The organism is Burkholderia reimsis, from assembly GCF_003294055.1.
Lineage (GTDB): Bacteria > Pseudomonadota > Gammaproteobacteria > Burkholderiales > Burkholderiaceae > Burkholderia > Burkholderia cepacia.
The window spans coordinates 70,306-82,543 of the sequence record NZ_QMFZ01000038.1; the positions used below are offsets into that span (position 1 = coordinate 70,306).

10 protein-coding genes are annotated in these 12,238 nt (G+C 65.9%); 9 read left to right on the top strand and 1 reads right to left on the bottom strand.

Annotated features, from left to right (window positions below; all coding sequences use genetic code 11):
- Window position 1: 1 nt before the first annotated feature.
- From DPV79_RS32845 to DPV79_RS32885, 9 genes are all read left to right on the top strand, one after another.
- On the top strand, window positions 2-1,927 hold the full coding sequence (locus DPV79_RS32845) for a (Fe-S)-binding protein (RefSeq protein ID WP_059649820.1): 1,926 nt from the start codon (window positions 2-4) through the stop codon (window positions 1,925-1,927).
- 4 nt (window positions 1,928-1,931) lie between these two features.
- Window positions 1,932-3,101, top strand: a complete 1,170-nt coding sequence (locus DPV79_RS32850) for an electron transfer flavoprotein subunit alpha/FixB family protein (protein ID WP_113047404.1) — start codon at window positions 1,932-1,934, stop codon at window positions 3,099-3,101.
- Entirely contained in the window at window positions 3,098-3,883 is a 786-nt protein-coding gene (locus tag DPV79_RS32855; RefSeq protein ID WP_059649814.1) for an electron transfer flavoprotein subunit beta/FixA family protein, read from the top strand. Before DPV79_RS32850 ends, DPV79_RS32855 begins: the two co-directional genes overlap by 4 nt.
- 52 nt (window positions 3,884-3,935) lie before the next feature.
- Window positions 3,936-5,177: an aromatic ring-hydroxylating oxygenase subunit alpha gene (locus tag DPV79_RS32860; protein WP_021160637.1), complete on the top strand. Its 1,242-nt coding sequence runs from the start codon at window positions 3,936-3,938 to the stop codon at window positions 5,175-5,177.
- A 26-nt stretch (window positions 5,178-5,203) separates the two neighbouring features.
- Window positions 5,204-6,352 (top strand): FAD-binding oxidoreductase, encoded by a 1,149-nt coding sequence (locus tag DPV79_RS32865; protein WP_113047405.1) that lies wholly within the window; start codon window positions 5,204-5,206, stop codon window positions 6,350-6,352.
- Between the two features lie 134 nt (window positions 6,353-6,486).
- Window positions 6,487-7,350: a glycine betaine ABC transporter substrate-binding protein gene (locus DPV79_RS32870; protein WP_060066958.1), complete on the top strand. Its 864-nt coding sequence runs from the start codon at window positions 6,487-6,489 to the stop codon at window positions 7,348-7,350.
- Between the two features lie 178 nt (window positions 7,351-7,528).
- Window positions 7,529-9,184, top strand: a complete 1,656-nt coding sequence (locus tag DPV79_RS32875) for a trimethylamine N-oxide permease (RefSeq protein WP_113047406.1) — start codon at window positions 7,529-7,531, stop codon at window positions 9,182-9,184.
- A 205-nt stretch (window positions 9,185-9,389) separates the two neighbouring features.
- Window positions 9,390-10,001, top strand: a complete 612-nt coding sequence (locus DPV79_RS32880; RefSeq protein WP_048026439.1) for a TetR/AcrR family transcriptional regulator — start codon at window positions 9,390-9,392, stop codon at window positions 9,999-10,001.
- Between the two features lie 165 nt (window positions 10,002-10,166).
- Window positions 10,167-11,159, top strand: coding sequence for a DMT family transporter (locus tag DPV79_RS32885; protein ID WP_113047407.1), 993 nt, complete (start codon window positions 10,167-10,169; stop codon window positions 11,157-11,159).
- 21 nt (window positions 11,160-11,180) lie between these two features.
- On the opposite strand, the gene purU is transcribed toward DPV79_RS32885, so the two are convergent.
- Entirely contained in the window at window positions 11,181-12,068 is an 888-nt protein-coding gene (gene purU, locus DPV79_RS32890) for a formyltetrahydrofolate deformylase (RefSeq protein WP_113047408.1), read from the bottom strand.
- Between the last annotated feature and the right edge of the window lie 170 nt (window positions 12,069-12,238).

Below are 12,238 nucleotides of genomic sequence, written 5' to 3' on the forward strand. Positions count from 1 at the left end.
GATGAACCCGTCCTTCCTCATTACCGCCCTGTTGTGGCTGTCGGTGGCGGGGCTCGCGTTCGCGGTCGCGAAGCGCTCGTCATACTGGCGGCTCGGCCGCGCCACGGCGCCCGGCGCGTTCGGCGTCGCGAACCTGTTCGCGATCCCGAAGCGTTATTTCGTCGACCTGCACCACGTGGTCGCCCGCGATCCGTACATCGCGAAGACCCACGTCGCGACGGCCGGCGGCGCGATCGGCGCGCTCGCGCTGGTGTTCATCAACTACGGCCTCGCGATCTACTCGCCGTGGCTCGACAAGCTGATCTTCCTCGCGGCGCTCGCGATGCTGGTCGGTGCGGTGTTCGTGTGGCGCCGGCGCGCGGCGAAGGACGTGCCCGCACGGTTGTCGAAAGGCCCGTGGAATACGCTGCCCTGGCTGCTCGGCTCGTTCGCGCTCGGCCTCGTGCTGTTCATGCTGGTGCCGACCGGCGCGATGTCGGGCGCGTTCGCGGTGCTCTGCGCGCTGCTGATCGGCGTCGGCGCATTCACGATGACGGTCGGCGCCGCGAAGGGCGGCCCGATGAAGCATGCGATCGCCGGCCTGCTGCACCTTGCCTTCCACCCGCGCCAGGAACGCTTCGCGGCCACCCGTGAATCGTTCACGGGCAACGGCACGGCCACGCCGCCGACCGCGCTGAAGCTGCCGGACATCGAGCATCAGGAGTATGGCGTCGAGAAGCCGGTCGAATTCCGCTGGAACCAGCTGCTGAGCTTCGACGCGTGCGTGCAGTGCGGCAAGTGCGAAGCAGCGTGCCCCGCGTTCGCGTCGGGCCAGCCGCTGAACCCGAAGAAGCTGATCCAGGACCTCGTCGTCGGGATGGCGGGCGGCACCGATGCGGCGTACGCGGGCAGTCCTTCGCCGGGCCTCGCGGTCGGCCAGCATCGCGGCGAGCCGAACGGCCCGATCGTGTCCGGCCTGATCGAGGAGCAGACGCTGTGGTCGTGCACGACCTGCCGCGCATGCGTGCAGGAATGCCCGATGCTGATCGAGCACGTCGACGCGATCGTCGACATGCGCCGCAACCGCACGCTGGTGCACGGCACGGTGCCGGGCAAGGGCCAGGAAGTGCTCGCGAACCTGCGCGAGACGGGCACGATGGGCGGCTACGACACGGCCGCGCGCTACGACTGGTCGGTCGACCTGAGCGCGCCCGTCGCGCAGCCCGGCAAGCCGGTCGACGTGCTGTTCGTCGCGGGTGAGGGTGCGTTCGACATGCGCTACCAGCGCACGCTGCGCGCGTTCGTCAAGGTGCTGAACAAGGCGGGCGTCGACTACGCGGTGCTCGGCTCGACCGAAACCGACACGGGCGACGTCGCACGCCGCCTCGGCGACGAAGCGACGTTCCAGCAGATGGCGAAGCGCCTGATCGGCACGCTCGGCACGCTGTCGTACAAGCAGATCGTGACGGCCGACCCGCACGTGATGCACAGCCTGCGCAACGAATACCGCGCGCTCGGGCTGCGCGTGACGGTCAAGCATCACACGACGTATCTCGCCGAACTGGCCGACAGCGGCAAGATCGCGCCGAAGGCCGTCGAAGCATTGCGCGAGAAGCGCACCACGTATCACGACCCGTGCTACCTCGGCCGCTACAACGGCGAGACGGAAGCGCCGCGCAAGCTGCTGAAGACGATCGGCATCCAGGTCGTCGAGATGGAGCGCAACGGCATGCGCGGCCGCTGCTGCGGCGGTGGCGGCGGTGCGCCGCTGACCGACATCCCCGGCAAGCAGCGCATCCCCGACATCCGCATCGCCGACGCGCGCACGATCGGCGCGGACGTGGTCGCGGTTGCATGCCCGAACTGCACGGCGATGCTCGAAGGCGTCGTGGGCCCGCGCCCCGACGTGCTCGACGTGGCCGAACTCGTCGCCGCCTCGCTGGAGTGAATCGATGAACACGATCAAACGAATCGATCCGCGCCGGCCGTTCATCATCACGGCCGCGGGCCTGAAGCGCATCACGCTCGGCGAGGAAGGCAGCGCCGATGCGAGCGCCGCGCACTGGTCGGCGCACGGACATGGCGCAGCCGCCGCGAAGCCGCGCCGCGCGGTGCAGGACCCGAAGCACGTGATGCTGGTGGTCGCGCACGGTGAGCGGGGCGCGCTCGACGATCATTCGCGGCAGGCGATCGCCGCCGCCGCATTGCTCGCCGATGCCCAGACCGAAGTCGCGCTGCTCGCGTTCGGCGAACTGAAGGACGACGTGGCCGAACTGGGCGTCGACAAGCTGCTCGAGTTGACCGGCTTCGATCGCCGCGCGTTCGATCCCGAAAGCGAACTGCAAGCATTGCAGGCCTGTGTGGCCGCACTCGCGCCGAAACACGTGTTCGTGCCCGACAACGCGACGGGCGACGGCGATCTCGGCCGGCGTTACGCGGCGGCCGCCGGCGCGAGCGTCGCGACCCATGTCGTCGAGATCGACGCGAAGCATGTCGGCGCGTATGCGCAGGCCGGGCGCGCCTTCGCCACCCGTGCGCTGCCCGACGTGGTCCTGCTCGCGCAGAACGCGGTCGACGCGAAGCTGCCGTTCGTCGGCGCGGGCGAGCGTCTCGCTGCCGACTTCATCCGCCCGGCCCATGACGCCGCCCAGCCGTATCGCGATCTCGGCCTCGATGAAATCGACGCGGCCCAGGTCGCGCTCGAGGAAGCCGATTTCATCGTGTCGGCCGGCAACGGCGTATCCGACATCGGCGCGTTCGAGCGGCTGGCCGGCGTGTTCGGCGCGGCGATCGGCGCGAGCCGCGTCGCGGTCGACAACGGTCACTTCACGCGCGACAAGCAGGTCGGCGCGACCGGCAAGACGGTCGAGGCGAGCGTGTACATCGCGTTCGGCATCTCGGGCGCGGTGCAGCACCTGCAGGGGATCAAGGACTGCCGCCACGTGATCGCGGTGAACCTCGACGGCAGCGCACCGATCGCGAAACGCGCGAACCTGACGGTGGTCGGCGATGCGCAGGGGACGATCGCCGCGCTGATCGAGCAGGTGCAGGCCGCGCGCGCCGCGCGTGGAGAATCGCCGGCCGCGGTCGGCACCCGTGAACCGGAAGGAGTCGCCGCATGAACGCCCCCCGTCCCTTGCAACGCATCGCGGTGCTCGTGTCCGTCGGCCGTCATCCGGTCAGCGGCGTCGCGCGCTACAGCCGCAACGACGCGGCCGCGCTCGAAACCGGCCGCCAGCTCGCCGAGCGGCATCGCGCGACGCTCGACGTGATCCATGCCGGCGATCCCGCGAACGCGGCGCTTGCCGAATATCTCGCGCTCGGCGCACGGGAGGTCGAGGTGCTGGCCTGCCGCGACGGCGACGATGCCGTGCATGCGCTCGCCGCGCGTATCGACGGCTACGACCTTGTGCTGACCGGCACGCGCGCCGAGGGCGCGTACGACACCGGCATGCTGCCGTATCGCATCGCCGCGGCGCTCGGCTATCCGCTGGTCGGCTCGGCCGTCGACGTGACGGTCGAGGGCGGCCGTGCGGCGGTCCGGCAATTTTTGCCGAAAGGGCTGCGGCGGCGCGTGGACGCGGCACTGCCGGCCGTCGTCGCCGTCCATCCGCTCGCGAATGCGGAGCCGCGTTATGCGTATGCGCGGCTGCGCGCCGGCGCGATCCGGCCCGCGCTCGCGGCGCCCGGCGCGGACGCCGACGCGGCCGCGTGGACGGTCGGCCCGGTCGAGCGTAAACCCGTAAAGCTGGTCGCCGCCGAGAAGCGCTCCGGGCATGCCCGGATGCTGTCCGCGACGACGACCGAAAGCCGTGGCGGCAACGTCGTAAATGAAGGGAGTTCGGTCGAAAAAGCACAAGTGATCCTCGCGTATTTGCGCGAGCATCAGCTCATCGACTACTGATTTTGATGCCTGTCGGCAAGAACCCAGGGATGCAAGGAATCCGGAGCAAACGATGAAAGTATCGGCAGACATTCGTGCATTGATCGAGCGGCGCAAGGAAGGTTACAGCCTCGAAGCGCCGTTCTACACGAGCGAGGACATCTTCGCGCTCGACATGGAGGCGATTTTCCGCCAGCACTGGATCCAGGTGGCGGTCGAGCCGGACATTCCCGAGCCGGGCGACTACGTGACCGTGGAGCTGGGGAGCGATTCGATCCTGATCGTGCGTGACGACGACATGGCGATCCGCGCGTTCCACAACGTGTGCCGTCACCGCGGCGCGCGCCTGTGCAACGAGGACAAGGGCTCGGTCGGCAACATCGTGTGCCCGTACCACAGCTGGACCTACAACCTGACGGGCCAGTTGATGTTCGCCGAGCACATGGGCGAGAAGTTCGACCGCTGCAAGCACAGCCTGAAGTCGGTCCACGTCGAGAACCTCGCGGGCCTGATCTTCATCTGCCTCGCCGACGAGCCGCCGGTCGATTTCGCGCAGCTGCGCGCCGAGATGGAGCCGTACCTGCTGCCGCACGACCTGCCGAACACGAAGATCGCCGCGCAGATCGACATCATCGAGGAAGGCAACTGGAAGCTCACGATGGAGAACAACCGCGAGTGCTATCACTGCGTCGCGAACCATCCGGAGCTCACCATCTCGCTGTACGAATACGGCTTCGGCTACCAGCGTTCCGACGCCAACGCGGAAGGCATGGATGCGTTTGCGGAAACCTGCGTGCGGCGCGGCAAGGAGTGGGCCGAGATGGGCCTGCCGTCCGCCGAGATCGAGAAGCTGCTCGACGTGACGGGTTTCCGCACGCAGCGCCTGCCGCTCGATCGCCACGGCGAATCGCAGACGCTCGACGCGAAGGTCGCGTCGAAGAAGCTGCTCGGCGGCTTCGACAAGGCCGACCTCGGCGGGCTGTCGTTCTGGACGCAGCCGAACTCGTGGCACCACTTCATGAGCGATCACATCGTGACGTTCTCGGTGATCCCGCTGTCGGCCGGCAAGACGCTCGTGCGCACGAAGTGGCTCGTGCACAAGGACGCGAAGGAAGGCATCGACTACGACGTGAAGAACCTCACGGCCGTGTGGAACGCCACGAACGACCAGGATCGCGCGCTCGTCGAGTTCTCGCAGCGCGGCGCGACCAGCAGCGCGTACGAGCCGGGCCCGTATTCGCCGTTCACGGAAGGTCTCGTCGAAAAATTCTCGGCCTGGTACATCGGCCGGCTCGCCGAAAAAACCGGCGCGTAGTACCCAGCACTGAAGCGGAGTTACAGATGATGCGAGATGCGGCCAATTTCGAGCCGGTGGACAGCCGGGTCACACGCCCGGCGTTCTGGAACGCCCTTCCCGAGCGCTGGACGAGCGACGTCGAGGAAACGCTGGTGTGTTGCCATGTGCGGCAGGAAACGCACGACGTGAAGAGTTTCTTCTTCCGTTCGCCGCAGGGCCGCTCGTTCTCGTTCGAGCCCGGGCAGTTCCTCACGCTCGAGCTCGACATCGACGGCGAAACGATCAACCGCTGCTACACGATCTCGTCGTCGCCCGCGCGGCCGCACACGGTGTCGATCACGGTGAAGCGCGTGCCGGGCGGCAAGGTGTCGAACTGGCTGCACGACAACCTGCAGCCGGGTGCGCCGGTGCGCGTACTCGGCCCGGCCGGCGAATTCACGTGCGCACGACATCCGGCGCGCAAGTACCTGTTCCTGTCGGCGGGCTCGGGCGTCACGCCGCTGATGTCGATGAGCCGCGCGCACCACGATCTCGCCGAGGATCGCGACATCCTGTTCGTGCACAGCGCACGCACGCCGGACGACATCATCTTCGCGCGCGAGCTCGACCTGATCGCGTCGAACCACACGAATTTCCGCACGTCGTTCGTCGTCGAGCGCGTCGGCGCACGCACCAACTGGCCGGGCGTCACGGGCTTCCTGACGCTGCCGCTGCTGAAGCTGATCGCACCGGATTTCATGGAGCGCGAGATCTTCACGTGCGGCCCCGCGCCGTACATGAAGGCCGTGCGCGACCTGCTCGACGAAGCCGGCTTCGATCGCAAGCAGTATCACGAGGAGAGCTTCTCGTTCGAAACGCTCGCGCAGACCGCAAGCGACGAGCTGCTCGCCGATCTTGCCCCGTCCGCCGAAGGCGCCGACACCGATACGAAGCAGTACACGGTCAGCTTCGCAAAGAGCAATCGCGAGATTTCATGCGGCTCGGAGCAGCACGTGCTGGATGCGGCGCGCCAGTCCGGCGTGCGGCTGCCGGCCTCGTGCACGCAGGGCATGTGCGGCACCTGCAAGGTGAAGCTCGTGTCGGGGCAGGTTGAAATGAAGCACAACGGCGGCATCCGCCAGCGCGAGATCGACCAGGGGATGGTGCTGCTGTGCTGCAGCAAGCCGCTGTCGGATCTCGTGATCGACAAGTAGTCGAAACTCGCCATCGGCTGTCCGGGCGCGTCGCGTCCGGACAAGCATCCGTCGGAAAACAACGATACCGCGGATTTGTGGTTGAAGAACCTAGAGAGACAACGCGCACGGTGCGCATTTCAAGGAGATCGACCATGAAGCTGTTCGGAAAACTGATGTGGACCGGCGCACTGTCGGCGATGGTGGCACTGAGCGCATCGGCGCTCGCCGATACGAAGCCCACGCTGAAGATCGGTTACGTCGAAGGCTGGGACGACAGCGTGGCGACGTCGAACGTCGCGGCGCGCGTGATCGAGAAGAAACTCGGCTATGAGGTGAAGCTCGTGCCGGTCGCTGCCGGCATCATGTGGCAGGGCGTCGCGCGCGGTGACCTCGACGCGACGCTGTCCGCGTGGCTGCCCGTCACGCACGGTTCCTACTGGGGCGAGTACAAGAGCAAGGTCGTCGACCTCGGCGCGAACTTTCCCGACGCGAAGATCGGCCTGATCGTCCCCGACTACGTGAAGGCGAAGAGCATCGACGACCTGAATGCCGAAAAAGGCAGCTTCGGCGGCCGGATCGTCGGCATCGATGCGGGCGCGGGCGTGATGCGCAAGACCGACGAAGCGATCAAGAACTACGGCCTGAACTACACGCTGATGCCGAGCTCGGGCAGCGCGATGACGGCCGAGCTGTCGCGCTCGGTCGGCGCGAACAAGCCGGTGATCGTGACCGGCTGGGCGCCGCACTGGATGTTCGCGAAGTGGAAGCTGCGCTTCCTCGAGGACCCGAAGAAGGTGTTCGGCGGCGCGGAGCACGTCGACAGTGTCGTGAACCCGCAGCTCGAAACGAAGGCCAAGCCGGTCGTTGCGTTCCTGAAAAAATTCCAGTGGAAGCCGGGCGAGATCGACAGCGTGATGCTCGCGATCCAGAACGGCTCGAAGCCGGAAGCGGCTGCCGATGCATGGATTGCAGCGCATGCGGACCGCGTGAATTCGTGGACGGAAGGCGTGCAATAAGCCGCGACGATTCGCCGCAATAAAAAGACGAAGAGACAGTCCGGGATTGATCGGCAGGATAGCGAAATAATTGCACTGCGATGCGATCATATCCCGGAATTATTTTTTTGATTCTGCAAGAAAGCCGGTAAGTTGTTACACTACGGCCCTTGTGCGGAGTCATCACAGGAGGAATTGGATGAGTCAGGCAGGACTGCGTGCGAACAGCACCAGTGATGTTGAGGCAACCATCTCACATGATTCGACGGGCCACACGCTGCATCGTGGCCTGACTTGGAAAGACGCTTTTTGGGTAACGAGCGGCGTGCCGGCAGGCGTGCTGTTCACGATCGGCGGCGTATGCGCGACGATCGGCCAGCCCGCGTGGGCGATCTGGATCGCCGCGATCACGATGGGGCTGATTCAGAGCGCGACTTATGCGGAAATATCGGGGCTATTTCCCCATAAATCGGGCGGCGCGTCCGTATATGGCGCGATCGGCTGGGTCCGTTACAGCAAGCTGATTGCCCCGGTTTCCGTGTGGTGCAACTGGCTCGCGTGGTCGCCGATGCTCGCGCTCGGCTGCGGCCTCGCGGCGAGCTATGCGCTCACGAGTCTCTTTCCCGCCGATGCGGCGGTGCTGCACTGGCAGCTCAAGGTTGCGGATCTCGGGTTCATCAAGCCGGGTCTGTCCCTGCGGATCAATGCGACGTTCATCATCGCGACGATCCTGCTTCTCATCACGTTCAAGCTCCAACACAGCGGTGCATCGAAGGCGGCGCGCACGCAGCGCATTCTCGGCATCGCGTCGCTCACGCCGCTGTTGATCGTCGGCATCGTGCCGTTCGTCACGGGCGACGTGCCGATGTCGAACCTGCTTCCGCTGCTGCCGCTCGGTCACGACGCACAGGGCAATCTCACGACCGCGACGTTCGGCTCGTGGAACGGGCAGGGCGTCACGATGGCGCTCGGCGCGATGTTCATGGCCGGCTGGGCGTCGTATGGTTTCGAGACGGCCGTCTGCTACACGCGCGAATTCCGCGACCCGCGTCGCGATACCGCCAAGGCGATCTTCTGGTCGGGCGCGCTGTGCCTCGTCGTGATGACGCTCGTGCCGATGGCGTTCCAGGGTGCGCTCGGCACGCACGCGATGCTCGATCCGTCGATCGGCGACGGCACCGGCGTCGCGGCCGCGATGGCGAAGATCGTCGGCGGCGGCGCGTGGGTCGCGAACGCGGTCGTCGTGATGCTGATGCTGTCGATCCTGCTGATCGTGATGACGTCGATGATGGGCTCGTCGCGCACGCTGTACCAGGCATCGGTCGACGGCTGGCTGCCGAAGTACCTGTCGCACGTGAACGAGCACGGCTCGCCCACGCGCGCGATGTGGACCGATCTCGGCTTCAACCTCGTGTTGCTGATGATGTCGGACTACATGACGGTGCTGTCGATCTCGAACGTCTGCTACATGCTGTTCGTATTCCTGAATCTTCAGTCGGGCTGGATCCACCGGATGGACCGCGGCAACTGGGATCGGCCGTTCCGCTGCCCGACATGGTTGCTCGTTGCCGGCTCGATCTGCGGCTACGCGAACCTCGTCTATGTCGGCGCGGGCGCGAACCTGCAGGGCGAAGGCACGCTGCGCAACGGACTGATCGCGATGCTGCTGATCGTGCCGGTGTTTCTCTATCGCCACTACTGGCAGGATCGCGGCCGGTTCCCCGCGCAGATGCAGCGCGACATGGAACTCGAGGTGCCGAAGCGCGCGATGTGGCTCAACCTGATGCCGTATGCGGCGCTGATCGGGGCAGGGCTCACGATCTGGTTGTCGTATTACTTTGCGTGGGTGAAGTGACGCGTCAGGCCGTGTAACGGTGCGCGCCCCCGGAAACCGCACACGGGCGGCGTGATCGAGCTTGCGGCATGCAACGAAGCCCGACCGGCTTGCAACCGGTCGGGCTTTTGTTGTTCAGGGCCGGCACCATTGCCGGTGCGAGCGGCGCAAGTACGCGAGCGAGGCCGCTTGATTTTGGGAATGATCGGTTCTAATATCCGGACTCATGAGCCCGACCTCTCCCAGCTCCCGTGACAGGGGCCGCCCACGCGAATTCGACACCGACGAGGTGATCGACGCGGCGGCACGCGTGTTCTGGGAGCAGGGGTATCACGCGACGTCGATCGACGCGTTGTGCGAGGCGACCGGTGTCTTTCGCGGCAGCCTGTACCGCACCTTCGGCGACAAGCACGGGTTGCTGGTCGCCGCGTTCGACCGCTATGCGGAGGGTGCGATCGCACGGCTCAAGGAGCGTCTCGCGGCGGATCTGCCGCCACGGCAGGCACTCAAGGCGGCGCTCCTGTACTACACGGAAATCGGCGCACGCCTGTCGGAGCGGCGCGGCTGCTTCATCACGAATTCGGCCGTCGAACTCCTGCCCGGCGACGACGCGTTGCGCCCGTACATCGAATCGACCCTGCTGCGCATTGGCTCGCAATTCAGCCTGGCCGTCGCGCGAGGCCAGCAGTCGGGCGATTTCGACCGGCATCTCGATCCGGAGGAGGTGGGCCGGTTCCTGTTGTGCCTGATCCAGGGCATGCGCGTGTTGGGCAAGTCGAGTGCATCGGAGGCGGAGCTCGCATCGATCGTCGAAATCGCGATGCGGGCACTGACCTGATTTTTTTGGTTATTTTGAGAATGAATGGTTTCAAATGCGAGGCATACCGAGGCCCGCATCGAGACCGTGAAGGGCCGGCAAACAGGGTAACGAACGCCATATGACACTGCCGCTGCGCGCAGCCGTACCGGCATCGTTTTTCAATCAATTTGGGAATGATCAGTCATGAATGATGCAACACTCGCAATGCCGGCCGCGAACGCGTACGGGAAAGGCGTCGTCGCATGTGTGACCGCAACGATCCTGATGGGCGTGATGTTTCCGGTGATGACCGATGCGTTGCGGTACATCGATCCCTTTACGTTCACGTCGCTGCGCTACCTGATCGCCGGGATGTGCTTCCTCGTGTTACTGCGGGTCATCGAAGGGCCCGGTGCGTTTCGTTCCGCCGGAGAACCCGTAGCGCTCGCATGGCTGCTCGGATCGGTCGGCTTCTGCGGATTCGGGTCGTTCGTGTTCCTGGGCCAGCAGCTGGCCGGCGACGAGGGCGCGCTGACCGCATCGATCATGATGGCCACGCAGCCGATGATGGGGCTGCTGCTCAATGCGCTGGTGCGGCGCGTCGCGCCCGCGCCGGTGTCGGTGCTGTTCGTCGTCCTGTCCTTTACCGGCGTCGCGCTCGTCATCACGCGCGGCGACGTGATCGCCGCACTGCACGAACCGCAGCACTACGCGGCCAACGCACTGATCGTCGTCGGCGCGTTGTGCTGGGTCGTCTATACGTTCGGCGCAGCGCGGTTCACGAAATGGTCGGCACTGAAATACACGACCTTCACGACGTGGCTTGGACTGACCACGATCGTCGCAGTCAACCTGTTGCTGATCGCGACGCACCGGATCGCGGCACCGTCACTCGCCGCGGTGCATGCGGTGCTGCCGCATCTCGCGTACATGGGGCCGGTGGCCGGCTTCGGCGCGATCCTGCTGTGGATGACGGGCAACCGGAACCTCGGGCCGATGAACGGCGTGCTGTTCATGGACATCGTGCCCATTACGGCATTCATCGTATCCGCGGTCACGGGCATCGTGCCCAACCGCGCGCAGATCCTGGGCGCCACGCTGACGGGCGTGGCGCTGATCCTCAACAACCTCTATCTGCGACACCGGGCACGACGAATCGGCACGACGCGTGCGCGCGTACCGTCGGCTTCCGCATGACGGCCGGTCGTGGCCGCCCGCTTACGGAAACACCACCGTCCGATCGCCGTTCAAAAACACCCGCCGCTCGATGAACGCCTTCACCGCACGTGCGAGCGTGAGGCTTTCGACATCACGCCCCACCGCGAGCAACTGCTCCGGACGCAGCGCATGATCGACGCGCTCGACGACCTGCTCGATGATCGGGCCTTCGTCGAGATCGTCGGTGACGAAGTGTGCGGTCGCGCCGATCAGCTTCACGCCGCGCGCGTGCGCCTGGTGATACGGCTTCGCGCCCTTGAAACCGGGCAGGAACGAATGGTGGATGTTGATCGCGCGGTTCGCGAGTTTCGCGCTCGTTTCCTGCGACAGCACCTGCATGTAGCGCGCGAGGATCACGAGTTCGGCGCCGCTCGACTCGAAGAAGTCGAGCCATTGCGCTTCCTGCTGCGCCTTCGTATCGGCCGTGATCGGGAAATGGCGGAACGGCAGGCCGTGTTGCGCGGCGAGCGGCTCGAAGTCGGGATGGTTCGACACGATGCCGACGATGTCCATCTTCAGCTCGCCCATCCGCCAGCGGAACAGCAGGTCCGCGAGGCAGTGCTCGAGCTTCGACACCATGATCAGCACCTTCGGCCGTGCATTCACGTCGTGAATCGCCCATTGCGTGTCGCCTTCGCCGCCGCCGCCGAGCGCGATCGCGATCGGCCCGAATTCCTGGCGCAGCGCGTCGATCTGCAGCGTTTCATCGGTCGGATGAAACACGCAGCGCACGAAGAAACGATTGCTGAGATCGTCGTCGAACACGTTCAGCGCATCGACGTAGCAGCGATGGCGCTCGAGAAAGCCGACGACGGCGGCGACCTGGCCGGCCGCGCTCGGGCACGACAGCGTCAGGACGAATTGATCGGGGCGTGAGTCGGCGGTCATGAGATTCCTCGGATGTCATGGAACGCAACCCGCGCGGCGGCGCGACGGGGCGCCACGCTACGCGGGTAGCGGGAGGCTCAAGTAAATCAGGACGATTGGGGCGCGGATAGAACCAACCCGCCGTGTGGCTGGTATCGGCACGCCAGCGCGGCCGGGCGGCGGCCGGGAGG